This is a genomic window from Streptomyces hypolithicus (assembly GCF_052934925.1).
In genome coordinates this window covers 421,638-446,504 of record NZ_CM128811.1, presented here as the reverse complement: position 1 = coordinate 446,504, position 24,867 = coordinate 421,638, and the positions used below count along the sequence as shown (strand labels likewise).

22 protein-coding genes are annotated in these 24,867 nt (G+C 69.8%); 17 read left to right on the top strand and 5 right to left on the bottom strand.

Annotated elements, in window-relative coordinates:
- Positions 1-53 precede the first annotated feature (53 nt).
- From ggt to ACU6WZ_RS02185, 7 genes are all read left to right on the top strand, one after another.
- Positions 54-1,892 carry a gamma-glutamyltransferase gene (gene ggt / locus ACU6WZ_RS02215; protein WP_447031421.1) on the top strand — a complete coding sequence of 613 codons (1,839 nt, stop codon included), beginning with the start codon at positions 54-56 and terminating at the stop codon, positions 1,890-1,892.
- 36 nt (positions 1,893-1,928) lie between these two features.
- A complete protein-coding gene (locus tag ACU6WZ_RS02210; RefSeq protein WP_447031419.1) occupies positions 1,929-2,324 on the top strand; it encodes a PPOX class F420-dependent oxidoreductase in 396 nt (131 codons plus the stop codon).
- Between the two features lie 105 nt (positions 2,325-2,429).
- Complete coding sequence (locus ACU6WZ_RS02205) at positions 2,430-3,836, top strand: hypothetical protein (RefSeq protein WP_447031418.1); 1,407 nt, start codon at positions 2,430-2,432, stop codon at positions 3,834-3,836.
- A gap of 151 nt (positions 3,837-3,987) precedes the next feature.
- Positions 3,988-4,830 (top strand): nitrilase-related carbon-nitrogen hydrolase, encoded by an 843-nt coding sequence (locus ACU6WZ_RS02200; RefSeq protein ID WP_447031417.1) that lies wholly within the window; start codon positions 3,988-3,990, stop codon positions 4,828-4,830.
- A gap of 8 nt (positions 4,831-4,838) precedes the next feature.
- On the top strand, positions 4,839-6,122 hold the full coding sequence (locus tag ACU6WZ_RS02195) for an aspartate aminotransferase family protein (protein WP_447033810.1): 1,284 nt from the start codon (positions 4,839-4,841) through the stop codon (positions 6,120-6,122).
- Positions 6,123-6,195: 73 nt separating this feature from the next.
- Entirely contained in the window at positions 6,196-7,602 is a 1,407-nt protein-coding gene (gene hydA / locus ACU6WZ_RS02190; RefSeq protein ID WP_447031416.1) for a dihydropyrimidinase, read from the top strand.
- 198 nt (positions 7,603-7,800) lie between these two features.
- Entirely contained in the window at positions 7,801-9,978 is a 2,178-nt protein-coding gene (locus tag ACU6WZ_RS02185) for a transglycosylase domain-containing protein (protein ID WP_447031415.1), read from the top strand.
- A gap of 48 nt (positions 9,979-10,026) precedes the next feature.
- Here ACU6WZ_RS02185 and ACU6WZ_RS02180 read toward each other — a convergent pair whose 3' ends face one another.
- The 3 genes from ACU6WZ_RS02180 to ACU6WZ_RS02170 form a co-directional block, all read right to left on the bottom strand.
- On the bottom strand, positions 10,027-11,340 hold the full coding sequence (locus tag ACU6WZ_RS02180) for a polysaccharide deacetylase family protein (protein WP_447031413.1): 1,314 nt from the start codon (positions 11,338-11,340) through the stop codon (positions 10,027-10,029).
- A gap of 433 nt (positions 11,341-11,773) precedes the next feature.
- Positions 11,774-12,943, bottom strand: a complete 1,170-nt coding sequence (locus tag ACU6WZ_RS02175) for an amidase domain-containing protein (RefSeq protein WP_447031412.1) — start codon at positions 12,941-12,943, stop codon at positions 11,774-11,776.
- 308 nt (positions 12,944-13,251) lie between these two features.
- Complete coding sequence (locus ACU6WZ_RS02170; protein ID WP_447031411.1) at positions 13,252-13,662, bottom strand: hypothetical protein; 411 nt, start codon at positions 13,660-13,662, stop codon at positions 13,252-13,254.
- A gap of 437 nt (positions 13,663-14,099) precedes the next feature.
- On the opposite strand from ACU6WZ_RS02170, the gene ACU6WZ_RS02165 reads away from it, so the two are divergent.
- Positions 14,100-16,493 (top strand): ATP-binding cassette domain-containing protein, encoded by a 2,394-nt coding sequence (locus tag ACU6WZ_RS02165; protein WP_447031410.1) that lies wholly within the window; start codon positions 14,100-14,102, stop codon positions 16,491-16,493.
- Between the two features lie 229 nt (positions 16,494-16,722).
- On the opposite strand, the gene ACU6WZ_RS02160 is transcribed toward ACU6WZ_RS02165, so the two are convergent.
- Both ACU6WZ_RS02160 and ACU6WZ_RS02155 read right to left on the bottom strand, forming a co-directional pair.
- Positions 16,723-16,941 carry a DUF397 domain-containing protein gene (locus tag ACU6WZ_RS02160; protein WP_447031408.1) on the bottom strand — a complete coding sequence of 73 codons (219 nt, stop codon included), beginning with the start codon at positions 16,939-16,941 and terminating at the stop codon, positions 16,723-16,725.
- Complete coding sequence (locus tag ACU6WZ_RS02155) at positions 16,938-17,810, bottom strand: helix-turn-helix domain-containing protein (protein ID WP_447031407.1); 873 nt, start codon at positions 17,808-17,810, stop codon at positions 16,938-16,940. The genes ACU6WZ_RS02160 and ACU6WZ_RS02155 overlap by 4 nt, the downstream gene beginning before the upstream one ends.
- A 160-nt stretch (positions 17,811-17,970) precedes the next feature.
- Here ACU6WZ_RS02155 and ACU6WZ_RS02150 point away from each other — a divergent pair, with 160 nt between their 5' ends.
- From ACU6WZ_RS02150 to ACU6WZ_RS02110, 9 genes are all read left to right on the top strand, one after another.
- Complete coding sequence (locus ACU6WZ_RS02150; protein ID WP_447031406.1) at positions 17,971-18,579, top strand: ATP-binding protein; 609 nt, start codon at positions 17,971-17,973, stop codon at positions 18,577-18,579.
- Between the two features lie 84 nt (positions 18,580-18,663).
- Positions 18,664-18,786: a PIN domain-containing protein gene (locus ACU6WZ_RS02145; RefSeq protein ID WP_447031405.1), complete on the top strand. Its 123-nt coding sequence runs from the start codon at positions 18,664-18,666 to the stop codon at positions 18,784-18,786.
- A 187-nt stretch (positions 18,787-18,973) separates the two neighbouring features.
- On the top strand, positions 18,974-19,105 hold the full coding sequence (locus ACU6WZ_RS02140) for a hypothetical protein (RefSeq protein WP_447031404.1): 132 nt from the start codon (positions 18,974-18,976) through the stop codon (positions 19,103-19,105).
- A gap of 2 nt (positions 19,106-19,107) precedes the next feature.
- Positions 19,108-19,578 carry a hypothetical protein gene (locus tag ACU6WZ_RS02135; protein WP_447031403.1) on the top strand — a complete coding sequence of 157 codons (471 nt, stop codon included), beginning with the start codon at positions 19,108-19,110 and terminating at the stop codon, positions 19,576-19,578.
- Between the two features lie 133 nt (positions 19,579-19,711).
- Positions 19,712-20,629, top strand: coding sequence for an NADP-dependent oxidoreductase (locus ACU6WZ_RS02130; protein ID WP_447031402.1), 918 nt, complete (start codon positions 19,712-19,714; stop codon positions 20,627-20,629).
- A 271-nt stretch (positions 20,630-20,900) separates the two neighbouring features.
- Positions 20,901-21,929 (top strand): TIGR03842 family LLM class F420-dependent oxidoreductase, encoded by a 1,029-nt coding sequence (locus ACU6WZ_RS02125; RefSeq protein ID WP_447031401.1) that lies wholly within the window; start codon positions 20,901-20,903, stop codon positions 21,927-21,929.
- A 44-nt stretch (positions 21,930-21,973) separates the two neighbouring features.
- On the top strand, positions 21,974-22,795 hold the full coding sequence (locus ACU6WZ_RS02120) for an inositol monophosphatase family protein (RefSeq protein WP_447031400.1): 822 nt from the start codon (positions 21,974-21,976) through the stop codon (positions 22,793-22,795).
- A gap of 126 nt (positions 22,796-22,921) precedes the next feature.
- Complete coding sequence (locus ACU6WZ_RS02115; RefSeq protein ID WP_447031399.1) at positions 22,922-24,337, top strand: phytoene desaturase family protein; 1,416 nt, start codon at positions 22,922-22,924, stop codon at positions 24,335-24,337.
- A complete protein-coding gene (locus ACU6WZ_RS02110) occupies positions 24,334-24,861 on the top strand; it encodes an O-acetyl-ADP-ribose deacetylase (protein WP_447031398.1) in 528 nt (175 codons plus the stop codon). The genes ACU6WZ_RS02115 and ACU6WZ_RS02110 overlap by 4 nt, the downstream gene beginning before the upstream one ends.
- Positions 24,862-24,867: the final 6 nt, after the last annotated feature.

The following is a 24,867-nucleotide window of genomic DNA, read 5'->3' as shown; positions in this document are numbered from 1 at the left end:
GGCATGGGGGAGTGAAGTTACGCTGCGCGGAAACGTGTTGACTGGAGGTACGCATGCGCCGCTCCACGGTACGAGCGCTTTCGATGTGGGCCGCTGCCGCGGTCGTCGTGTCCGGCGGGGCCGTCGCGACGACCGCCGCCCGGCCCGCCACCGCCGCCCCGCCCTCGTCGCACCCGGCGCCCCCACGGGACAAGCCGGTCAAGACACCGGTCGCCGCCGGGTACGGGGGAGCCGTCGCGAGCGTCGACGCGGACGCCTCCGCCGCCGGGATCGAGGTCCTCGCGCGCGGCGGCAACGCGGTGGACGCGGCAGTCGCCACGGCAGCCGCGCTCGGCGTCACAGAACCGTACTCCGCGGGCATCGGAGGCGGCGGCTACTTCGTCCACTATGACGCGAAATCCCGCACCGTGCGCACCGTCGACGGGCGTGAGACCGCGCCGCTGAGCGCAGACTCGTCGCTGTTCGTGGAGGACGGCAAGCCCATCCCCTTCGACCAGGCGCAGACGAGCGGTCGCGGCGTCGGCACCCCCGGCACCCCGGCGACCTGGGAGACGGTCCTCGACGCCTGGGGCACCAAGTCGCTGCGCACACTCCTGCGCCCCGCAGAGAAGCTGGCGCGCGAAGGCTTCACCGTCGACGCCACCTTCCGCTCGCAGACGCAGGCCAACGAGGCGCGGTTCAGGGACTTCCCGGACACCGCCGAGCTTTTCCTGCCCGGCGGGGAGCTCCCCGTGGTGGGCTCCACGATCAAGAACCCCGACCTCGCGCGCACGTACGCCGAGCTGGGCCACCACGGCGTCGGAGAGCTGTACCACGGTGACCTCGCCCGCGACATCGTGCGTACGGTCCGCAAGCCTCCCGTCGACCCCGAGTCGGCCAGGGTGGTGCGGGCCGGCGACCTGACGGCGAAGGATCTGCGGACGTACGACACTTTGCGCCAGGCCCCGACGAAGGTCTCCTACCGCGGGCTCGACGTGTACGGCATGGCGCCGTCCTCGTCTGGCGGTACGAGCGTGGGCGAGGCGCTCAACATCCTTGAGCGCACCGATCTTTCGAAGAGCACCCAGACCGAGTACCTGCACCGCTTCATCGAGGCCAGCCGGATCGCCTTCGCGGACCGGGGACGCTGGGTCGGCGACCCGGCGTTCGAGGACGTCCCGGTCGAGGGGCTGCTGTCGCAGCGGTTCGCGGACTCACGCGAGTGCCTCATCAAGGACGACGCGGTACTCAAGAGCCCGCTGGCTCCGGGCGACCCGCGAAAGCCCGCGTCCTGCTCCACCGGCGGCCGGGCCGCCACGACACCGTACGAGGGTGAGAACACGACGCACCTGACGACGGCCGACAAGTGGGGCAACGTCGTGGCGTACACCCTCACCATCGAGTCGACGGGCGGCAGCGGCATCACCGTGCCCGGCCGCGGCTTCCTCCTCAACAACGAACTCACGGACTTCTCCTTCGCCCCCGCGAACCCGGCGGTCCACGACCCGAACCTGCCCGGCCCCGGCAAACGCCCCCGCTCCTCGATGGCCCCGACCATCGTCTTGGAGAAGGGCCGTCCGCTGCTCGCGCTCGGCTCGCCCGGCGGCGCGACCATCATCACGACGGTGATCCAGACCCTGACGGGCCACCTGGACCGGGGGCTGCCCCTGGTGGAGGCGATCGCGGCGCCGCGCGCCAGCCAGCGGAACGCGGCGACGACCGAGATCGAACCCGGCCTGTGGAACAGCCCGTTGCGCGATGAACTGGAGTCGATCGGCCACACCTTCAGGCAGAACCCCGAAATCGGTGCGGCCACGGGCGTCCAACGGCTGCCGGACGGCCGCTGGCTGGCCGCGGCGGAGAAGGTCCGGCGCGGCGGTGGCTCGGCGATGGTGGTACGGCCCGGCCGCTGAGGACATCGCGGCGGCCCGGGACGTAGTCTCGCGGGCATGACTTCCGACCAGGACCTGCTCGCCGTGCTCGGCCGCAGCAAGTACGTCAGCCTGACCACCTACCGCAGGAACGGCACGGCGGTGGCGACGCCGGTATGGGTCGCCACCGACGGCTCGCAGCTGTACGTCTGGACGCGGGCGGACTCGTGGAAGGTCAAGCGCATCCGCAACGACCAGCGGGTCGTCGTGACGGTGTGCGACATGCGCGGCCGGGTCGAGGACGGCGCACCCTCCGCCGGGGGCACGGCGCGGCTCCTGGACGGGGAAGGGCTGCGGAAATCGCGGGGGCTGCTGCTGCGGAAGTACACCTGGCAGTTCTGGCTCACGGATGTGCCGGCGACGATCGTGCGGCTGGGGAAGCGGCCGCATGTCGCCATCGCGATCAGTCTGTGAAAACTGCCCGTAGCCGTGTCGTAACACTGATGCGGTCCAATGCGTGCGGACCGGATGGTGGGGCGGCGGCAGGGGCGTGCGGTTATGGGGTTAGGGCAACTCCCGGTGGAAGTCCGGGATCTCGCGTGGTATCTGCGTGATCTGACGGAACTCCTCGACCCGGGTGCCGGCTGGTGCGGGCTGTTCTGGCGGCGCGACCCCGGCGGCATGCGGGCCTGCCTCGACGGGGCGGAGGTGCCGCCGTGGGACGTGCTGGAGGCATTGCTCCAGGACCTGGCCCCTGCCGCAGGGCACGGTGTGGATGCCGCCGGGCGGGGGACCGGGCAAGTCCGGGCCCTGCACGCGGCGGCCGCCGCCGCGCACGACCGGCGGCCCGGCGGACGTGAGGTACTGGCGGAGCGGCTGACGGCGGTACGCGGTCAGTGGGCGCACGCGGCGCGGCGTGAGGCGGAGCTGGCGGAGCGCGGCGATCCGCAGGCGCCGGGGCTGGACGCGGAGCTGGCGTGGGTACGGGACGACCTGGAGCGAGCAGCCGCGCGGTGCGGGGAGCTGGGGGCGCGGTTGGCTGCGCTGGACGGGGGGCCTGATGGTCCGCAGCCTCGGTTCTCCACGAGGGAGGCCTTGCTTCCTCACCCCGCCGCTTCCCGAAGCCCTCGGTTACCGGACGGGCTCCAGTGCCCGGACGCCGACGCGCCGGACATACCGGGGCTCCGCCCCGGACCCCGCTCCGCAAACGCCGGAGAGGCTGATAACGTCCGCCGGGCTCGGGGTGCGGGGACGCACCCGGAGGCCCCTGAGCCGGCGGCCGGGGCATCGCGCAAACGGCGTCCCCGTGGGGCGCGTTACGCGGGGATGGAGGCGGACGCCGGTGACACCGGCGCCGTACTGCCCAGCGCTGCCGTGTCCGCCCCGCGCGGCGCGCGTTTCGCGGGGGCCGAGGAGCCCGAGGCGCCGCCGGTGGCCGTCCCCGGCGAGGACCCGGACGCCGTCGCCCTGGCCGTCAGCCACGCCGTCGCGGCGCTCGCGCGGCTGCGCGCCCAGGGCCGTACCGGCGAGGCACACGCGCTGCTCTGCGAGGCCGCCTCATGGCCCCCCGCGCGGCTGCCCGTCCTGGCCGACGCCCTGCATCACGTCGGGCTCGGCGCCGACTGGGCCACGCTGCTGTGGGAGGCGGCCTCACTACCTCTGGACCAGGTCGCCGCCGCGGCCGGCGCCCTGGACGCGGCCGGGCTCGCGGAGGACGGCCGGCAGCTCCGCCGGCAGGGCGTGGCCCGCCCCGCCGTCGCGGTCGCCGCAGCGCTGCTCGCCCTGGACGAGACCGGCCGCCCGCACGAAGTGCGCGCCCTGGCCGACGCGTTCGTGCGCGTACGTACGCCCGAAGACGCAGCCCTCGCCACGCTGAGCGACCCGCGCCGGCTCTCACCGCTGCTGCTCGAAGCCGCCCGGCAGGTGTCCCGGGGCCGGTACCACGACGTCGTCCACGCCCTGCGCGTCGCGGGCGCCGCACCCTGAACGTCACCCCCTCGGGTGCGAAACATGATCGACTCAGCGGGTTGGCGATGATGGTCTTGCCCCACTCCTCGCCGGGGATTACGTTCATCCCTCTACGTCCCGAATCTACGGGTGTAGAAGGTCTCTGACGTCCCGTTGAAGGAGACAAGTCATGGCCAACGCCGTACGCGCCGCACTCGTCCAGGCGACCTGGACGGGCGACACCGAATCCATGATCGCCAAGCATGAGGAGCACGCCCGCGAGGCGGCCCGGCAAGGCGCCAAGATCGTAGGGTTCCAAGAGGTGTTCAACGCCCCCTATTTCTGCCAGGTCCAGGAGACGGAGCACTACCGCTGGGCCGAACCCGTCCCCGACGGGCCGACCGTCCGCCGCATGCGAGACCTTGCCCGCGAGACCGGCATGGTGATCGTCGTGCCCGTCTTCGAGCGCGAACAGTCCGGCTTCTACTACAACACCGCAGCCGTGATCGACGCCGACGGCAGCTACCTCGGCAAGTACCGCAAGCACCACATCCCCCAGGTCAAGGGCTTCTGGGAGAAGTACTACTTCAAACCTGGCAACCTCGGATGGCCCGTCTTCGACACGGCGGTCGGCAAAGTCGGCGTATACATCTGCTACGACCGCCACTTCCCCGAGGGCTGGCGTCAACTCGGCCTCAACGGCGCGCAGATCGTCTACAATCCCTCCGCCACCCACCGCGGCCTCTCCGCCCACCTCTGGCAGCTGGAACAGCCCGCGGCAGCCGTCGCCAACGCGTACTTCATCGCCGCCATCAACCGCGTCGGCCAGGAGGAGTACGGCGACAACGACTTCTACGGCACCAGCTACTTCGTCGACCCGCGCGGCCAGTTCGTCGGCGAGAAGGCGAGCGACAAGTCGGAGGAACTCGTCGTCCGCGACCTCGACTTCGACCTCATCGAGGAAGTCCGGCAGCAGTGGGCGTTCTACCGCGACCGGCGCCCCGACGCGTACGAAGGACTGGTGACGCCGTGACCAGCGCCGTGACCCACCTGCACGACCGCCACAAGGCCGTCATCCCCGACTGGGTGTCGCTGTACTACGAGCGGCCGATCGAACTCACCCACGGCGAGGGCCGGTACGTCTGGGACGCCGAAGGCAACCGCTACCTCGACTTCTTCGGCGGCATCCTCACCACCATGACCGCCCACGCGCTTCCCGAGGTGACCAAGGCCGTCAGCGAACAGGCCGGGCGGATCGTCCACTCCTCCACGCTCTACCTCAACCGCCCCATGGTCGAGCTCGCGGAACGCGTCGCCACCCTCTCCGGCATCCCCGACGCCCGCGTCTTCTTCACCACATCGGGCACCGAGGCCAACGACACCGCGCTGCTCCTCGCCACGACGTACCGCCGCTCCAACCAGATCCTGGCGATGCGCAACAGTTACCACGGCCGGTCCTTCTCCGCCGTGTCCATCACCGGCAACCGCGGCTGGTCCCCGACCAGTCTCTCCCCGCTCCAGACGCTGTACGTCCACGGGGGCGTCCGCAGCCGGGGCCCGTACGCGCACCTGTCCGACGCCCAGTTCACCGAGGCGTGCGTCGCCGACCTCGAAGACCTCCTCGGCCAGGCCGGCAGCGGCGTGGCGGCGCTCATCGCGGAACCCGTGCAGGGCGTCGGCGGGTTCACCTCACCGCCGGACGGGCTGTACGGCGCGTTCCGCGAAGTGCTCCAGCGGCACGGCATCCTGTGGATCAGCGACGAGGTGCAGACCGGCTGGGGGCGCACCGGCGAACACTTCTGGGGCTGGCAGGCGCACGCCCAGAACGGGCCGCCGGACATCCTCACCTTCGCCAAGGGCATCGGCAACGGCATGTCCATCGGCGGTGTCGTCGCCCGCGCCGACGTGATGAACTGCCTGGACGCCAACTCCATCTCGACCTTTGGCGGCAGCCCCGTCACGATGGCCGCCGGCCTCGCCAACCTCAACTACGCGCTGGAACACGACCTCCAGGGCAACGCCCGACGCGTCGGCGGCCTCCTGCTGGAGCGGCTGCGCGCCATCACGGCCGGTGTGCCGTGCGTACGCGAGGTGCGCGGCCGGGGCCTGATGGCCGCCATCGAACTCGTCGAGCCCGGCACCGACGAGGCCGCCCCCCGGACCGCGGTGGCCGTACTCGAAGCCGCACGCGAGGGCGGTCTCCTCATCGGCAAGGGCGGCGGCCACAACACCGCCGTGCTGCGCATCGCGCCCCCGCTGACGCTGAGCGTGGCGGAGGCGGAGGAGGGCGCGGCCATCCTCGAACGCGCCCTGCACAGCGTGTAGGTCCGACCCCGCCGGGTCGCACCCCTGTCCTCGCCCGTCCTCCCAGCGCCAAGAACCGGAGGGAGCTCACCGCATGAGCACCACCCGCACCCTGATCAGCGGCGGTCTCGTCATCACGGCCACCGACGAGATCCACGCGGACATCCTGATCGAGGACGGCCGCATCGCCGCCCTCGCGGCACACGGCACCGCTGCGGCCGGTGCCTGGACCGCCGACCGTACGATCGACGCCACCGGGAAATACGTCATCCCCGGCGGCGTCGACGCCCACACCCACATGGAGCTGCCGTTCGGCGGCACCTTCGCCTCCGACTCCTTCGAGAGCGGCACCAGAGCGGCCGCCTGGGGCGGCACCACCACCATCGTCGACTTCGCCGTGCAGAGCGTCGGTCACACCCTGCGCGAGGGACTCGACGCCTGGTACGCGAAGGCCGACGGCAAGTGCGCCATCGACTACGCGTTCCACATGATCCTCTCCGACGTGAACGAGCACTCGCTGCAGGAGATGGACCGGCTGGTGGCGGAAGGAGTCACCTCCTTCAAGCTGTTCATGGCCTACCCCGGCGTCTTCTACAGCGACGACGGGCAGATCCTGCGCGCCATGCAGCGCTCCGCCGACAACGGCGGGCTGATCATGATGCACGCGGAGAACGGCATCGCCATCGACGTGCTCGTGGAACAGGCCCTCGTCGAGGGGCGCACCGATCCGCGCCACCACGGCGAAGTGCGCAAGGTGCTCCTGGAGGCCGAGGCGACCCACCGGGCGATCCAGCTCGCCCGGGTCGCGGGCGCCCCGCTGTACATCGTCCACGTGTCCGCAGAGGAGGCCGTCGCCGAGATCGCCGCCGCCCGCGACAAGGGGCTCGCCGTCTTCGGCGAGACCTGCCCGCAGTACCTCTTCCTGTCCACCGACAACCTCGCGGAGCCGGACTTCGAAGGCGCCAAGTACGTCTGCAGTACTCCGCTGCGGCCACGCGAGCACCAGGCCGCGCTCTGGCGAGGCCTGCGCACCGACGACCTGCAGGTCGTCTCCACCGACCACTGTCCCTTCTGCTTCTCCGGACAGAAGGAGCTGGGCCGCGGCGACTTCTCGAAGATCCCCAACGGGCTGCCGGGCGTGGAACACCGCATGGACCTCCTGCACCAGGCCGTCGTCGACGGTCACATCTCGCGCCGCCGCTGGATCGAGATCGCCTGCGCGGCCCCGGCCAGGATGTTCGGCCTCTACCCGAAGAAGGGGACGATCGCGCCGGGCGCCGACGCCGACGTGGTGATCTACGACCCGCACGCTGAGCAGACCATCTCCGCGGAGTCCCATCACATGAACGTCGACTACTCGGCGTACGAGGGCAAGCGCGTCATCGGGCGAGTGGAGACCGTCCTCTCGCGCGGTGTTCCGGTGATCGACAACCGCGTGTTCACGGGTCACGCGGGGCACGGGGCCTACCTACCGCGGGGGCTCTGTCAGTTCGCGAACTGAGGCCAGTTTGCGAACTGAGGCTGTGTGTCGCCGTCGGTGAGGAGGAAAGCCGGGGGGAGTGAGGCAATCACCCTTACGTAAGGTGCATCCCGTCGGGATGCCGCGGGGACGGCCGCCCGGCTCTATGACCTTTTGGGGGAACGATGCCGGCTGCGGCGGTTGGGTGTGAGGTTGTCGGCGAGGGTGCGGTGATCCCTCATGGGTAAGCGGGGCAAGCCGGCGGAGCGCGGCCGTCGGGGGGCGTCCGCGGGATCCCGGCCCGCGCCGGCCGCCGGTACCGGGCGTGCGGCGCGGCCATGGCCCGGGTTGGCCGGGTTGCGCTCCTCCTTGGCGCAGAACTGGGCTCGTCTGACGCGGGGGCTCACGTCCCGGACGCTGCCGTCCTGGGTGCCGGTCGACCGCCTGCGCCCGCTACTGGAGCGTGCCCGGCCGCACTACCCGCGTCCGGGCAGGGAGGGCTACTCCCGCTGGATCCCGTCCCTGCGGCAGCTGTTGGGCGCCGTACTGGTCTGCACGGGTCTCGTGACGACCGGTGTGGCGGTCGCGTACTGGCGTACCGACATACCCGAGGACCTGAATTCCTTCGCCACCCAGCAGGACAACATCTACTACTGGGCCGACGGTTCGAAGATGTCCCGTACCGGCTGGGTCAGCCGGCAGGACATGCCGCTCGAGAAGGTCCCGGAGGACGTCCGCTGGGCGGTGCTCGCCGCGGAGAACGCGAGTTTCTACGAGGACCCGGGTATTTCACCCACCGGCGTCATACGCGCGATCACCCGCATGATGGGCGGTGGTGAGACGCAAGGCGGCTCCACCATCACCCAGCAGTATGTGAAGAACGTCTATCTGGGCCAGGAACAGACGCTTTCCCGCAAGTTCACCGAAATGATGCTCGCGCTCAAGGTCGACGACGAATTCAGCAAGGACGAGATACTCGAGGGATATCTCAGCACCAGCTGGTTCGGCCGCGGCACCTACGGGATTCAGCGTGCGGCCCAGGCTTACTATGGCAAAGATGCGTCCGAACTGGACGCCAGCGAAGGCGCGTTCCTCGCCTCCCTGCTGAAGGGCGCCGGACTCTACGACCCGGCGCTGGGCGAAGCAAACCGCGCAAGGGCCGAGGGACGCTGGAAGTGGACCCTGGACCGCATGGTGGAGCTGGGGAAGCTGTCACCCGCCGAGCGGGCGAAGTTCACCACCTTCCCCGAACCCACCCAGGTGACGGGCGGACGGACCGACCTCGGGGGCCAGCAGGGCTACCTGGTCGACCTCGCCAAGTCGTACGTCACCCGCAACGGAAAGGTCTCGGACGCCGAATTCGACCTCGGCGGCTACCAGATCTACAGCACCTTCGACAAGAAGAAGACGGAGTCGCTGGAGAAGGCCGTGCGCGCGGCCCACAAGAAACTCGACCCGAAGAAACGGAAATCAGACACCTTCGTCAGAACGGGCGCCACCACCGTCGGCGCGGACGGAAAGATACTCGCCATGTACGGCGGCCCCGGCTTCCTCAAGCAGGGATTCAACGAATCCAATGCCGTCACCGTCCCGGCCGGATCCGCCTTCGCGCCCTTCGTCTACGCGGCCGCCCTCAGCGACGGCGTCGCGCGCGACCGTGACGGCGGGCGGCAACCCGTCACGCCGTCCAGTTTGTACAACGGCCAGCACAACGCCTCGGTGATGACGCCCGAGGGACCCTACTGGGACCGCAACGGCAAGATCGTGAAGGGCAAGAACGACGGCGGCAAGTCCTGGGGCGCCGGCATCAGCCTGGACAAGGCGATGGTGAACTCCGTCAACTCGTCCTTCCTTCAGCTGGGCATGGAGGTCGGCCTGGACCGAGTGGGCCGCCACGCCCAGAACGCCGGGTTGCTGCCCTCCAGCCTCGGCAGGCAGGTGCCCGCCCTCTCGCTCGGCAACTCCACGCCCAGCGCCATCCGGATGGCCACGGCGTACGAGACCTTCGCCGCGGAGGGTGTGCGCACCGAGCCGTACTCGGTGCTCCGCGTCACCCGCAACGGCGACGAGATCCGCCTGCCCACCGTCCGCCCGCGGCGCGCGTTCACCCCCGAGGTGGCGCGGCAGGTGACCGACACGCTGAAGGGCGTCGTGCGGGAAGGCACCGGAGCAGGGGCTCAGGTGCAGGGCCTGGAGCCGGCCGGCAAGACCGGGACGACGGAGGACAACAAGGCCGCTTGGTTCGTCGGGTACACCGACAAGGACACCACGGCCGTCGTGCTGTACCGGATGGATCTGCGCAAGCTGGACCTGCTGTCCCTGGACGGTGTGGCGGGCGCCTCGGCCGACGAGCCCGGCAGCGCCCTTCCGGTCGACATCTGGAGGGACTACACGCGGGCTGTGACGGCACGCCCGTGAGCGCCGTACCGCCGGGGACGGGACCGGGCGCCGGGCACGCCCGGACCTCTACTTGACCAGCGTCTTCCAGGAGGGCGCCTGACCCGGGTCCAGCGAGCGCAGCTGGTCCAGCACTTGCGGGTCCTGAACGTCCATCCAGTCGGCCAGTTCCCTGAAGGACACGCACTCGACATCCTTGCGCGTGCACACCTCCCGCATGAGCTCCTCCACGGAGTCCATGTATATGCCGCCGTTCCACTGCTCGAAGTGATTGCCGATGAACAGCGGCGCCCGGCTGCCGTGATAGACGCGGTTGAATCCGTTCATGTAGGCGCCAGTGGTTGTCTGCTGCCAGACGCCGAACTGGGACGGGTCGCCGTCCGTCTTGCCGTCCGACTGGTTGTAGAGAAAATTGAAGTCCATGGAGAGCACCTGGATGTCCTTGCCGGGGTAGGGCAGCAGCTGGAGCGGGAAGTCCCAGATGCCGTCCTTCTTGCTCGGCCACGCCTGGAAACCGCCGGGCGAACTCGCGTCGTAGCGCCAGTCGAAGCGCTTGGTCGCCGGTATGAGTGTCTTCTGGCCCTCAAGGCAGGGGGCTCGGCCGCCGACGAATTCCCGGTCGGGGTCGAAGGGCAGCGGCGGCAGGTCGCTGATCCCGGTGTTGGTCTTCCACTTCTTCACGAAGTCGTAGGTCTGGGTGATCTCGCTTTTCCACTCCTCGACGCTCCACTCGCCGCCGCCTTCGGGGCCGCAGAAATGGCCGTTGAAGTGCGAGCCGATCTCGTGGCCGTCCTTCCAGGCGCCGCCCAGTTGTTCCAGCGTCGTCCTGATGTGCTCATCGGTCGGGTACGAGATCGCGGCGGCGCCCCGGGCGTGCTGCGGCGGGGCGTACAGGTCCTTCTTCGCCTTGGGCAGCAAATAGATGCCCGTCAGGAAGAACGTCATGTGCGCGTCGCTCTCCCTCGCCACTTGGCGGAAGTGCGAGAAGAGCTGATCATCGCCCTGTAGCGCGCCGTCCCAGGAGAACACCACGAACTGCGGTGGCTTCTGACCCGGTTTGAGCTTCTTCGGCCTCAACTGGTCCGGCTGGGGGCCGGTGTGCGACGTCGAGCCGTCTCCCAGTACCTCGACCTTGCCGTCCCAGGGCTCCGCGCGCTTGCGGGCGTTGCTCCCGGCACCTGGCTTGTAGCCTTTCGTGCCGGCGGCCGCGCCGCCTTGGGCGTCCTTCGCCGAGGCCGGAGTCTCCGAGCCGCCGGTCAGCATTCTTCCGAGAAAGAACGTGATCGACACCAGCACAAGCGCGGACACGGTCACCCACGCGGCGCGGTTGCGCTTGTGGTTGCGGGCTCGGCGGCGGCCACTGCTTCGGGAACTTCGGGTCATCAGTGGGGGTCTCCCGGCGTGAGGGCAAGGCAAGCATTCATCCGGCATGACGATCTGAATATAGAACGTACTATCAGTCCCCTTCGTGCCCCGCCCGGAATCCGGCTGCCGAGCCGATGTGCCGCCGGTCATAAGGCAACGTGCCCGGATTCGCGCAGGCGCCATGTCCCCTGCTCAGGAGGGGAAGGGGCCTCGACGGGCGCGATGACGGCGTGCGCAAGGCGACTCGAAAGCGCCGGAGCGCCCTGCGCCGAGGATGTGCGCCCCCGAAGCGGCGTCAGGGAGGCCCCGCGGAATGGCTCGCTACGGCCGCCACGCGCTCCCGAGGCTCAGGTACGGATCCGTGACGGGCCGGCCGGCTCCTGAGGCATCCGCGATGTCCGGCCGCTGCCGACGGGGCGCGGGCAAGAGCCCGGCGGCCCGTCGGCTCCCGTCAGGTGCGGTAGGCGAAGTAGTTCGCGGTCGGGTAGGACGCGATGATGCTCGCCAGCGACTTACGGTAGGTGTTGTTGGAGTGGTACGTCAGGTACGGCGTGCCCCTCTGGCTCCGGTACGAGACCATCATGGTGTGGTCCTTGGACCCGTCCCGGTTGAAGTCCACTTGGAGCACGTCACCGACGCCCATCTCCCAGACGTTGGAGAGGTTGGGTGTCCGCTGGCTGGAGAGGGCGAACCAGGACCACTCGTTGACGCCCACCCAGGAGAGGGTGTTGCCGAGGCTCGGGTCACTCCACCACTTGTGGTAGTCGTCCCAGGAGCCGGGCGCGTGCTTCCAGCCGCCGGCCTTCAGCGCCTGGCTGACGAAGTTGGTGCAGTCGCCGCCGGCGCCGGCCCCGTCGTACGACGGGTAGGCGGGGTTGTACCGGCTCCAGTGCTTCTCCGCGTAAGCCGCCATGGCCGCGTAGTTGTAGCCGTTGGCGTTGCTGGTCGGCTTCGCGGCCGGCTGCCTCCAGGGCCGTGTGGTGCTGGCCTTGGTGGCGACGGGCAGCCCGCCGTCGGCGGTCGCCTTGACCATCGGCGTCTTCAGCGGAGCGTTCACCGCCGCCAGGCCGGTGTCGGTGGCGCGTATGCCGGTCAGCGCCCACGTGCCCCCTGCCGACTGGGCGAAGGTGAGCTCGTGGTGTGCCTGGAAGCCGGTGGTGCGCGGCTCGTTGCCACGTATCTTCTTGTAGGTGAGTGTGGTGGTCTCGGTCACCCGGACCTTTGCCTTGTCCTTGCGGACCTTGACGCCGTCCACGCCCACCTCGGTGTCGGCGCCGGTGTACGCCTCACCCAGGTCGCGGAGCCGCTGCTTCCGGTCGTGCAACGAGGACCAGGCGCCCCCCTCGGACCGGGACAGGCCGGAGGACAGCCGTACCTTCCGGTCGTTGGAGGGCGTGGACCGCCGGGTCTGTCGGCCGTCCAGCAGGGCCGCCGTACGCTCCGTCAGTACGGCATCGGCGAGCCGTCCGAAGGAGTCTGTGGTGGCACGGTCGACAGTGCCGGAGGCGGTCGGAGCGGCAGACTCGTACCACGAGGCGCCCGCGGTGGCGGGCAGTACGACGGCTGCGGCGGCGACCGCCAGCACGCCGCCCACAGTTGCCCTGAACGTCGATTTCTTCACGAAGACTTTCCCCTTGTCACCCCGGCCGACGCACGGATCCGGGGGACGAAATCCTCGCATGAACTCGTGTGGTGTGAAGGGCCTGTGCATGTTGCAGAATTGAAACAACGGGCCTCGGCCGACAACCGATTCTGCTGTGACCGACGTGTGGTCGGCTCAGGGAAACGGGGCAGTGGCACCACTGTGCCGGCCCGCGGCGACGAGCTGGTCGGTGAGCCGGTTCCGCAGAGTGTCGGCGGTCTCAGTCTGGAATGAAGTGGCGGGGCCGGTGGAGCTCAGCGGCACGGTGGTTTTCTCGGCGGGTCGGGTCATGAGCGGTCCGGGACGGGCGGGGCGCTGGGGTGGGGAATCCGGGCGCGGGGCTCGGATGCGTGCTGGGCTGCCTGGGTGTGGAACATAGCTGCGTAGCGGCCCTCGGCGGCGATCAGCTCGTCGTGGCTTCCTTGTTCGGACAGGCGCCCCTGGTTGAGGACGTAGATGGTGTCGGCATGGCGGACGCCGGACATGCGGTGGGTGACCAGGACCACGGCCCGGTGCGGGCCGGCGAGCTGGCGGATGGCGTCGAAGGCGGCGATCTCCGCTTCTGGGTCGAGCGCCGAGGTGGGCTCGTCGACGATCAGCACACTGTCCGCAGGGCAGGTTTCGGTGCGCCAGTGGGTACGTGCCAGGCCGATCTTCTGCCACTCGCCGCCGGAGAGTTCGGAAGCTCCGCGGAACATGCGGGCCAGTAGGCTCCGCATGCCGTGGGGCAGTTTCGCGATGACCGGGGCCACGCCCGCATAGTCGAGGGAGGGCTGGAGCGAGTTCGGTCCGCCGCAGCGGCGGGTGACCGGTTCGCCGCGCGCACCGGCTTCGACCCACGTGCGCAGGCCACCCCGTACCGTTGGGTCCGCTTCTCTCCGCGCTGCGTCCACGCCTGGCGCGAGGTGAACGAGATGCCCACCGCGAGCTGATGCACGACGGCCGCTGGTTGGTCCGGCGCCTCGGCGGGCACGCCGCGTGGCCGGGGCCCAGAGCCTCCACGAGATCTACGGGCTGCACGGGCCGAAGCGAAGGAGAATCCAGACGTACTGCTCGAAGTTTGCCGGATCGAGCCAGGTGATGACGACGGAGATCGCGTAGGCGGCCCCGCCCAACAGATGGAGAGACGAAGAGCATGGCCACGAGGACGAACACGCAGTCGCCCGCGCTGCACGTTGCCGACAGCCACGATCTGATCCGGGTGCACGGTGCGCGCGAGAACAACCTCAAGGACGTCAGCGTCGAGATCCCGAAGCGCCGGCTGACGGTGGTCACGGGTGTCTCCGGCTCGGGCAAGAGCTCGCTGGTGTTCGGCACGATCGCCGCCGAGTCGCAGCGGATGATCAACGAGACCTACAGCGCCTTCGTGCAGGGCTTCATGCCGACGCTGGCTCGGCCCGAGGTCGACGTACTCGACGGGCTGACGACCGCGATCATCGTCGGCCAGGAACGGATGGGTGGCGATGCCCGCTCCACGGTCGGCACCGCCACCGACGCCAACGCCATGCTGCGCATCCTCTTCAGCCGACTCGGGAAGCCGTACATCGGCTCGCCCAAAGCGTTCTCCTTCAACGTCGCCTCGATCAGTGGAGCGGGCGCGGTCACCCTGGAGCGCGCCGGACGGACCGTGAAGGAGCGTCGCGACTTCAGCATCACCGGCGGCATGTGCCAGCTCTGCGAAGGCCGGGGCTCGGTCACCGACTTCGACCTGTCTGCGCTGTACGACGACAGCAAGTCGCTCAACGAGGGCGCGCTCACGATCCCCGGCTACAGCGTCGACGGCTGGTACGGCCGCATCTTCAGCGGCTGCGGCTTCCTCGACCCGGACAAGCCGATCCGCAAGTTCACCAAGAAGGAGCTCCACGACCTGCTCCACAAGGAGCCGACCAAGATCAAGGTCGACAACATCAACCTGACGTACGAGGGTCTGATCCCGAAAATCCAGAAGTCGTTCCTGTCCAAGGACGTCGACGCGATGCAGCCGCACATCCGCGCCTTCGTGGAGCGGGCGGTCACCTTCACCCTCTGCCCCGAGTGCGGCGGCACCCGCCTCAGCGAGGCGGCCCGGTCGTCGAAGATCAAGGGGATCAACATCGCCGATGCCTGCGCGATGCAGATCAGCGACCTCGCCGGGTGGGTGCGCGGTCTGGATGAACCGTCGGTTGCGCCGTTGCTTGCGTCGCTGGGGGAGACCCTCGACTCGTTCGTCGAGATCGGGCTCGGCTACCTCAGCCTCGATCGCCCGTCGGGCACGCTCTCGGGCGGCGAGGCGCAGCGGACCAAGATGATCCGCCACCTCGGCTCCTCGCTCACCGACGTCACCTACGTCTTCGACGAGCCGACGATCGGGCTGCACCCCCATGACATCCAGCGGATGAACGACCTGCTGCTGCGGTTGCGCGACAAAGGCAACACCGTGCTGGTCGTGGAGCACAAGCCGGAGGTGATCGCGATCGCCGACCACGTCGTCGACCTCGGCCCGCGCGCCGGCACCGAGGGCGGCGAAGTGGTGTTCGAGGGCACCGTCGAGGGGCTGCGGGCCAGGGGCACGCTCACCGGGCGGCACCTGGACGACCGCGCCTCCCTGAAGCCATCGGTGCGGAAGCCGTCGGGGATGCTGGAGGTGCGCGGCGCCGGCACCAACAATCTGCGGGACGTCGAAGTCGACATCCCGCTCGGCGTGCTGGTCGCCGTCACCGGGGTGGCGGGCTCGGGCAAGAGCTCACTGATCCACGGCTCGGTGTCCGGGCGGGACGGGGTGGTGTCGGTCGACCAGGCCGCGATCCGCGGCTCGCGACGGAGCAACCCGGCGACGTACACCGGACTGCTCGATCCGATCCGCAAGGCGTTCGCGAAGGCCAACGGTGTGAAGCCGGCGCTGTTCAGCGCCAACTCCGAGGGTGCCTGCCCCAACTGCAACGGCGCCGGCGTCATCTACACCGACCTGGCGATGATGGCCGGCGTCGCCAGCACCTGCGAGGTGTGCGAGGGGAAGCGGTTCCAGGCATCGGTGCTGGACCACCACCTCGGCGGCCGTGACATCAGCGAGGTGCTCGCGATGTCGGTGACCGCGGCCGAGGAGTTCTTCGGCGCCGGCGACGCGCGCACGCCGGCCGCGCACAAGGTCCTTCAGCGGATGGCCGACGTCGGGCTCGGCTACCTCAGCCTCGGCCAGCCGCTCACCACGCTGTCCGGCGGCGAGCGGCAGCGGCTCAAGCTGGCCACCCACTTGGCCGGAAAGGGCGCCGACCGGCTCGTCTACGTTCTCGACGAGCCGACCACCGGCCTCCACCTCGCCGACGTCGAGCAGCTGCTCGGCCTGCTCGACCGGCTCGTCGACTCCGGAAAGTCGGTCATCGTCATCGAGCACCACCAGGCCGTCATGGCGCACGCCGACTGGATCATCGACCTCGGCCCCGGCGCCGGCCACGACGGCGGCCGGATCGTCTTCGAGGGCCCACCCGCTGACCTCGTCACCGCCCGCTCCACCCTCACCGGCGAGCACCTCGCGGCGTACGTCGGCACCTGACCGAGGCCCTCGCGGACACCGTGGGGTCAGCTGCACCGATAGGTGACACCTGACCTGCGGTGCCGTGTGGTGCCGCTGGACGGATGCGCACCGTGCCGAAGCCGTGTCCCAGGGAGTTCCGCGAGGACGTGATCCGGGTCGCCCGGAACCGTTTCAGGCAGTTGAGGAGCCGCGTTGTCACGGCGAGGGCTGCGCGCGGCGGGGCTCCCGTCGTGTCGTACGGGCGGCGCTACGGCCGTACGGGCTGCTCACACGCAAGGCCGACGAACCCCACCCACGCCTGCGAGGAGAGCGCGAGAGCAGGCCCGGTCAGGACCTTGGAGTCCCTGACGTGCACGGCGTCTGCGCCAACCGCGACCTCTACGCACTCGCCACCGCCACCGGTGCTGTAACTGCTCTTGAACCACAACAGATTTGACGTAGCGGGTTCGGTACGGTGATCCGTCATCTCTCTCCCAGCAACTTCTCGATGAGCGCCGACGACTCACTCGGGGTGAGCGCCTGTGATCGCAGGATGCCATAGCGGGATTCCAGCTCGCGCACCTTTGTCTGCTCGGTGTAGAGCCGGCTGTCGTCTTGCACCTCCGCGTACGCGATGCGCAGCCCCTGTGCCGTATCGATGATCGAGAACGGTCCACCCAGGGCAGCATGATCCACCCGGTCCGTCGGCATGACCTGGATCTCCACGTTGCGCTGTTGCGCCCGGAGGAGGACCTGTTTCAACTGGCCGTACAGAGTCGGCCGGCCACCGATCGGCCTGCGCAGCAAGAACTCCTCGATGACGAAGCTCATCAGAGGCGCAGGTCTGCGATCGAAGATCTCGTGCCGGGCCATGCGTGCCGAGAGGCGTTGCTCGATCACCTCGTCGCCCAGCAAAGGGCGCTGCAATTGGAAGCCGGCCCGTGCGTACTCCTCCGTCTGCAACAGTCCCGGCACCGCGTACACGGCGTAAACGCTCAACGCCGATGCCCCCGCCTCCAGCCGCGCCGCGTCCCGGAAGAACGCCGGATACTGCGCCCGCGCGACCTCTTCCTTGAGCGCCTTCAACACCCCGCCCGCGTCGAGGATGTCGTCCGCCTTGTCGATGAACTTGGGCGGCGGGATGCGGCGGCCCTGTTCGAAGGAGGCGATCGTGGACGCCGAGTAGCCGAGCAGGGTGCCCAGTTCGGCCCGCTCCATCCCGGCCCGTGTCCGGAACAGTTTCAACTGGCGGCCGAACGCGGTGACCACGCCCGTACCCAGTTCGTCCTCCGGCCGGTACACGCCGCCCTCGCCGCCGTCCTCCGCACCCGCGCTCACATCCGCGTCCAGCGCCATCGCCCCACCGCCTCGCTCTCCGGAACAACGGGTCAACGCCTCACCGGGAGGATCGTCACGGCGCCCGCCTCGTACACCCCGGGACGTCCGCGCGTACAACCGGACCGCGTCCATGCGTCACCACTGGTCACGCTACGCCACCACCGGGACCGTGGTCGGCATGACGAACGAACCCGGCGGCCTCGTACGCCCCAGCCAACCCTCCGTCCACACCAGCAACATGAGTGCCGCTCTCGGGCAGCCGGACTCCACCTCCCGCGAGTTCGCGATGCGCTTTTCCTCCACCCCGCGTGGGGCACGCCTGGCCCGGCTGTTGGCCGGGGAGCGGCTGGACAGCTGGGGGGTGTCGTACGGCACGGACCCCCACGAGACGGTGGTGCTGGTCGTCGCCGAGCTGTGCGCGAACGCGGTCGTTCACGGCCACGTACCCGGGCGGGATTTCCGCCTGCGTCTCAAGGCCCTCCCGGGCCGGTGCGAGAACGGTGCCGGACTCACCCGCGCCACCGAGACCCGCACCACCGAGACCCGCACCACCGTGATCCGCGTGGAGGTCACCGACACTCGCGCCGAACGCCTCCCCGTGCCCGCACCGGTCGCCCTGTCGCCGGACGCCGATCCCACCCTGGACACCTCAGGCCGGGGCCTGCTGCTCGTCACCTGTCTGGCCGATCGCTGGGGCTGGTACCCCCGCACCGAGGGTCCGGGGAAGACGGTCTGGGCGGAGATCCCGGCCGGTCGGCAGACGAAGGAGCTCTCACCGCGCCTGTAGAACGAGTAGTACGCTCGTGGCCATGGCGGTGATGCGCGGATACGCGGATGCGGACGGAGTGCCGGGGTAGGGCTCGCCGACGCCATGAACGTCGCCCTCGCAGCGGCCTTCCAGACCGCCGACGTGTTCACCACCGACCGGCGCTTGCGGATCATGCGACCGCTCACCGCCCACCCCGCCTTCCGGCTGCTCCCCGACGATCTGTGAACCGGGGCCGGCCGGCCGCATGCCGGGCCCGCTTGACTACCGGCGAGTTGCGGCGCGCAGAGAGCCGGGCAAGCATGATCGCAGCGCGCCGTAGCAGCTGCTTCGGCGCGCTCGCCCGACGTTTGGGCACCTCGCAAGGGGAAACCGCGGCCCAACCGGGCACAACCTCGATCTGGAGGTCCCGTACGTGTTCGACAAGAAGAGCAGCATCGCCGCGCAGGAAGGCGTGCCGATCGGGCGGTTCGCCGACGGCAAGCCTGTCGAACGCTGGGGCGGTAGCGACCAGCTCGGCACCATGACCCAGTTCGGACACATGTGACTGTGGGCGCGATCAGCGGGCTGCTCGCCGGCGCGGTTGCCGGTGGTTCGGGGACGACCGCGCTCAACGCGGTCACCTATCTCGACATGGCCGTACGGGCACGCGGCGCCAGCGGCGCGCCGGAAGACACCATCGAGGCCCTGGCCGGCAAGGCGGGTGTGAGCATCCCCGGCGACCAGGACGAACGCGCGAACCGGCTCGCGGGCCTGGGGCCCCTGAGTGGCTTGGTGGTCGGAGTCGGAATCGGCGCAGGGCTCGGTCTGGCACGCAGCCTCGGTTGGCGACCCGGTCTGCCGCTGAGCACGCTGATCGCGGCCTTCGGGGCCATGGCCAGTGCCGACGGACCGATTGCGGCACTCGGCGTCTCTGATCCCCGCACCTGGACGGTAAAGGACTGGGCCGCAGACGTGATTCCGCACCTCGCCTACGGTGCCGTCACCGCGGCAGTCGTCCAGGCCCTGGACCAGGACTGAAAACCCAGGACTGAAGACCCAGGACTGATAACCGGAGAGTGCACGTGAGTAGTGAACTGGCAGGCAAGCGCATCGCCTTCCTCGTCGCCAACGCCGGCGTGGAGCAGGTCGTCCAGGCGTTCGGCGTCACCGCATGAGGGCCTACGGCTTCACCGAGTACGGCGACCCGGACGTTCAGGACTTCCTCGATCTCGAGATGCCCACGCCGATGGCCGGCGAGCTGCTCGTCGAGGTGAAGGCCGCCGGGGTGAATCCGGTCGACTGGAAGGTCCGGGCCGGCCACCTGCGCGAAGTACGGCCGCTCGACTTCCCCGCCGTGCTCGGTTCGGAGGTTGCCGGGATCGTGCGAGAGGTGGGGCAGGACGTGGAGGGGTTCGCCGTCGGAGACGAGGTCTTCGGCAACGTCGCTCCCGGCTCCGGAGGGTACGCCGAGTACACGCTGACCTCGGCGGCAACCACCGCGCACAAGCCGGTGCATCTGTCCTTCACCGACGCGGCCACCCTCAGCGTGGCCGGAGCAACTGCTTATGACGGTGTGAAACAGCTCGGCCTCCAGCCCGGCCAGACTCTGTTGATCAACGGCGTCAGCGGCGGCGTCGGAGTGGCCGCGGCTCAGATCGCCCGCGATCTCGGCATCAACGTGATCGGGACAGCCGGCGCCGGCAAACGTCCTCTGATCGAGTCCCTGGGCGCCATCCTCGTACCGTACGGAGACGGCGTCGCAGCCAGGATCCGTGAGATTCTGCCGCAGGGCGTCGACGCGATCTTCGACCTCGCCGGCGGGGACGGCCTACGCGCGGTAGCCGAACTCCTGTCCCAGCGCAGAAATTTGATCAGCGCGGGCGACTCCGGCACCGCGGAGGAGCTGGGCGGACACGCGATCGTACGAGACCGGACGAGCCGGGTGCTCGACATCGTCGCCGGCCTCGTCGCCGGCGGCAAACTCGACCCACACGTGGAGGACGTCATTTCCTTCGACAGCGCAGCGGACGCCCTCGCTGCCGTGGAAAAGGGACACGCGAAAGGCAAGGTCGTCATCCAGATCGGATGACGCGGCGTCAGGCGCGTGTCGAGAACCTCTTCCCAAGGCATGAGAAGCAGTCCAGGATTGGCCCCCCGCGACTCGCGTTCGAGGCGTCGTTGTACAGGGTTCGGCGCGGCCTGGTGTGGAAGGATCTCCCGGAGCAGGTCAACGCGTCACCGGGCAGGTGGGCACGGTGCTGCGCGGTCATCTCGTCATCGGCGAACGCGAGTTCACCGGACGGGCCAACCACGCATTTCGCAGACCCGGTCCCTGTCAGAACCTGAGCTAGGAGGTCCAGATGGACTTCGGACTCGTCCTGCAGACCGACCCGCCCGCCTCGGCCGTCGTCGGCCTCATGCGGCGGGCGGAGCGCAACGGCTTCAGCCACGGCTGGACGTTCGACTCCGCCGTCCTGTGGCAGGAACCCTTCGTCATCTACAGCCGCATTCTCGAACACACCGAGCGCCTCATCGTGGGGCCCATGGTGACCAACCCGTCCACCCGGACCTGGGAAGTCACCGCGTCCACCTTTGCCACCCTCAACGACATGTACGGCAACCGGACCATCTGCGGCATCGGCCGCGGCGACTCCGCGATGCGTGTCGCGGGCCGCAAACCCAACACCCTGGCCCGGGTCGGCGAAGCGATCGGCGTCATCCGTGACCTGGCCGAGGGGCGCGAGGCGGACGTCGACGGGAAGCGGATCAGGCTGCCGTGGGTCAAGGACGGCCGGCTGCCGGTGTGGATGGCGGCTTACGGTCCGAAGGCGCTGGAACTGGCGGGGCAGAAGGCCGACGGGTTCATCCTTCAGCTGGCCGACCCGTTCCTGACGGAGTGGATGATCAAGTCGGTGCGTACTGCCGCTTCGGACGCCGGACGGGACCCGGCGTCCGTCACCATCTGCGTCGCGGCGCCGGCCTACGTCGGTGACGACCTCGCCCACGCGCGGGAGCAGTGCCGGTGGTTCGGGGGCATGGTCGGCAACCACGTGGCCGACCTGGTCGGGCGGTACGGGGAGCGCTCGGGGCTCGTCCCGGAGGCGCTGACCGAGTACATCAAGGCGCGCCAGGGGTACGACTACAGCCACCACGGGCGGGCCGGGAACCCCGACACCGCTTTCGTTCCGGACGAGATCATCGACCGCTTCTGCCTGCTGGGACCGGCCGAGGCGCACATCGAGAAGCTCAAGGCGCTGCGCGAACTCGGCGTCGACCACTTCGCCGTGTACAACATGCACGACGCGCGCGAAGCGACGATCGACGCGTACGGCGCCGAGATCATCCCCGCTCTGAACCCCGGCGGAACGCGAGGTTACGCGGGCGGGTGAGGAGGGCGGGGTGACTTGTCAGAGGGGCGTGCTTTGCTGGACGCATGATCGATGACAAGTTGTCCGACGTCGAAGAGGCGATGCGTAAGGCGGCCGCCGCCGAGATCGTGCCGCGGTTCCGGCAGCTCGCCGCGCACGAGATCGTGGAGAAGTCCGGGCCGCACGACCTGGTGACGGTTGCCGACCGGCTGGCCGAGGAGCACCTGACCGCGTCCCTGACGCGGCTGCTCCCCGGGTCGGTGGTGGTGGGTGAGGAAGCCGTCCACGCGGATCCCGGGGTGTATGACGCGCTGCGCGGCGACGCGCCGGTCTGGATCGTGGACCCGGTGGACGGGACGAGGCAGTTCGTGCGGGGCGAGGCAGGGTTCTGCACGCTGGTCGCGCTGGCGCACCGGGGGGAGGTGCTGGCGTCGTGGACGTACGCGCCCGCGCTGGATCTCATGGCGGTGGCGGTGCGGGGTGCCGGGTCCCGGCTGAATGGTGCGGTGCTGCGGGCGGGTTCGCCTCTCGGCGGCGCGCCTTTGAAGGTGGCCACCTCGCATCCGGACTACACGACGGACGAGCAGAAGGACGCGCTGCTCGGGTTGTACGTGGACGGGGTCGACGCCCGGCCGTGTGGTTCGGCCGGGCTGGAGTACCTGGCGGTGGCCCGGGGTGAGCTGGACGCGGTGGCCTTCTCGTGGGAGCTGGCCTGGGATCACGCCGCCGGGCTGCTGCTGGTCGAGGAGGCGGGGGGTTCGCACGCGACGGTGACGGGGGAGCGGTTTCGGTTGGCGGGTGGCAATGCGCTGCCGTTCACGGCGGGGCGGGACGCCGGGACGGTGGATCGGGTGGTGGGGCTGCTCGGCGGGGCGGCGGGGGCGTAGTCGGATTGCTGGGCGCCGGGGCCCTCGGGGGAGCGCCTGCGGCCCTGTCCACCTCCCGCCGTCGCAGGCCGTGCGGCCCGGAATATCCTTGAGCTACTGGCCGTCGGCTGACTAAGGAGTCCGAAGGTGCCGTCGATGCTCGATGCCGTGGTCGTAGGGGCGGGGCCCAACGGGCTTACCGCTGCGGTGGAACTCGCCCGCCGGGGTTTCTCGGTGGAGGTGTTCGAGGCGCTGGACCGGGTGGGGGGCGGCGCCAGGACCGAGGAGCTGACGCTGCCCGGGTTCCTGCACGACCCGTGTTCCGCCGTCCATCCGCTGGGGGCTGGATCGCCCGTATTCAAGGAGCTGCCGCTCGGGCGGTACGGGTTGGAGTGGCTGCACCCCGAGTTGCCGATGGCTCATCCGTGGGACGACGGGACCGCCGCTGTGCTGTCGCGGTCCGTGGCCGAGACCGCCGCCTCGCTGGGGGCGCGGGACGCCGGCACGTACCGGCGGCTGGTGGCGCCGTACGTGGGGAAGTGGGACTCGCTGGCGCGGGATTTCATGTCGCTGCCCTCCACCGCGCTGCCCCGGGATCCGATCACGCTGGCCCGGTTCGGAATCGACGGGCTACCGCCGTCGACGTGGCTGATGCGGCGGTTTCGGGACGAGAAGGCGCGGGCTTTGTTCGCCGGGCTCGTCGCCCATGTCATCGCGCCGCTCGGCGGCGTCGCCACCAGCGCGGTGGGGCTGGTGTTCGCGCTGGCCGCGCACGCCGGCGGGTGGCCGGTGCCGCGAGGTGGTTCGCAGTCGATCTCGGACGCGCTGGCGGCGTATCTGCACGACCTCGGGGGGGTCGTGCACACCGGGTTCGAGGTGAAGCGCCTGGACGACCTGCCGCCCGCGCGCGCGTACGTCTTCGACACGTCGCCGACGGCGATGGCCCGGATCGCGGGGCTGGGGCGGGCGTACGAGAACTACCGGTACGGCGCGAGCGTGTTCAAGATCGACTACGCGCTCGACGGGCCGGTCCCGTGGACCGCGGAGGCGCCCCGGCGCGCCGGGACGGTGCAGGTGGGCCCGACTGCGGGCGAGATCGGAACGGCATTGCGGCAGGCTTCGGGCGGTACGGCTCCGCAGACGCCGTTCCTGATCGCCTCCCAGCCCAGTGTCGTGGACCCGTCGCGTGCCCCCGAGGGGAAACATGTGCTGTGGGTGTACGGACACGTGCCGAACTCCTGGGAGGGCGACCTGACGGACGCCATCGAGCGGCAGATCGATCGCTTCGCGCCGGGCTTCCGGGACCGCGTGCTGGCCCGTGCCACCGCCGGGCCGCCCCAGCTCGCGGCACGCAACGCCAACTACGTGGGCGGGGACATCGCGTGCGGCGCCGCGTCGGGGCTTCAGCTGCTGCTGCGCCCGAAGCTCTCGGCCTTCCCGTACACGACGCCGCATCCGGCGGTCTTCCTCTGTTCGTCCGCCACCCCGCCGGGGCCCGGCGTGCACGGCATGTCCGGACACAACGCGGCGAAGGCGGTCTGGCGACGGCTGCGGGCGTCATGATCACCCTGGTGCGGGGAGACATCACAGAGCAGCACGTCGACGCAATCGTCAACGCCGCGAACTCCTCGCTGCTGGGCGGCGGCGGGGTCGACGGTGCGATCCACCGCAAGGGCGGACCCGCCGTCCTGGACGAGTGCCGTCGGTTGCGTGCGTCCCGGTACGGCAGGGGGCTGCCCGCCGGACAGGCCGTCGCCACCACAGCCGGGCTGCTGGACGCACGCTTTGTGATTCACACCGTGGGGCCCGTATGGGCGGCCGGTGAGGACCGCAGTGGTCTGCTGGCGTCCTGCTACCGCGAGTCACTACGGGTGGCGCGAGAGCTTGGTGCGGCCACGGTGGCGTTTCCCGCCATCTCCACCGGCGTCTTCGGGTGGCCGATGGACGACGCCGCACGCATCGCCGTGCGTGCGGTCCGCGAGGAGGCGGGCGAGGAGGCGGGCGGGTCGGTCGCCGAGGTGCGGTTCGTGCTGTTCGACGAATCCGCGTACGCGGCCTTCGAGGCGGCCCTCGCAGAGGCACCTTGATGTCGG

Excerpts from the sequence above, each read along its gene's own strand:
- ggt (WP_447031421.1), top strand. The coding sequence starts at position 54 with ATGCGCCGCTCCACGGTACGAGCGCTTTCGATGTGGGCCGCTGCCGCG.
- ACU6WZ_RS02210 (WP_447031419.1), top strand. The coding sequence starts at position 1,929 with ATGACTTCCGACCAGGACCTGCTCGCCGTGCTCGGCCGCAGCAAGTAC.
- ACU6WZ_RS02200 (WP_447031417.1), top strand. The coding sequence starts at position 3,988 with ATGGCCAACGCCGTACGCGCCGCACTCGTCCAGGCGACCTGGACGGGC.
- hydA (WP_447031416.1), top strand. The coding sequence starts at position 6,196 with ATGAGCACCACCCGCACCCTGATCAGCGGCGGTCTCGTCATCACGGCC.
- ACU6WZ_RS02185 (WP_447031415.1), top strand. The coding sequence starts at position 7,801 with ATGGGTAAGCGGGGCAAGCCGGCGGAGCGCGGCCGTCGGGGGGCGTCC.
- ACU6WZ_RS02180 (WP_447031413.1), bottom strand. The coding sequence starts at position 11,340 with ATGACCCGAAGTTCCCGAAGCAGTGGCCGCCGCCGAGCCCGCAACCAC.
- ACU6WZ_RS02170 (WP_447031411.1), bottom strand. The coding sequence starts at position 13,662 with ATGTTCCGCGGAGCTTCCGAACTCTCCGGCGGCGAGTGGCAGAAGATC.
- ACU6WZ_RS02165 (WP_447031410.1), top strand. The coding sequence starts at position 14,100 with ATGGCCACGAGGACGAACACGCAGTCGCCCGCGCTGCACGTTGCCGAC.
- ACU6WZ_RS02160 (WP_447031408.1), bottom strand. The coding sequence starts at position 16,941 with ATGACGGATCACCGTACCGAACCCGCTACGTCAAATCTGTTGTGGTTC.
- ACU6WZ_RS02155 (WP_447031407.1), bottom strand. The coding sequence starts at position 17,810 with ATGGCGCTGGACGCGGATGTGAGCGCGGGTGCGGAGGACGGCGGCGAG.
- ACU6WZ_RS02150 (WP_447031406.1), top strand. The coding sequence starts at position 17,971 with ATGACGAACGAACCCGGCGGCCTCGTACGCCCCAGCCAACCCTCCGTC.
- ACU6WZ_RS02145 (WP_447031405.1), top strand. The coding sequence starts at position 18,664 with ATGAACGTCGCCCTCGCAGCGGCCTTCCAGACCGCCGACGTGTTCACC.
- ACU6WZ_RS02130 (WP_447031402.1), top strand. The coding sequence starts at position 19,712 with ATGAGGGCCTACGGCTTCACCGAGTACGGCGACCCGGACGTTCAGGAC.
- ACU6WZ_RS02125 (WP_447031401.1), top strand. The coding sequence starts at position 20,901 with ATGGACTTCGGACTCGTCCTGCAGACCGACCCGCCCGCCTCGGCCGTC.
- ACU6WZ_RS02120 (WP_447031400.1), top strand. The coding sequence starts at position 21,974 with ATGATCGATGACAAGTTGTCCGACGTCGAAGAGGCGATGCGTAAGGCG.
- ACU6WZ_RS02110 (WP_447031398.1), top strand. The coding sequence starts at position 24,334 with ATGATCACCCTGGTGCGGGGAGACATCACAGAGCAGCACGTCGACGCA.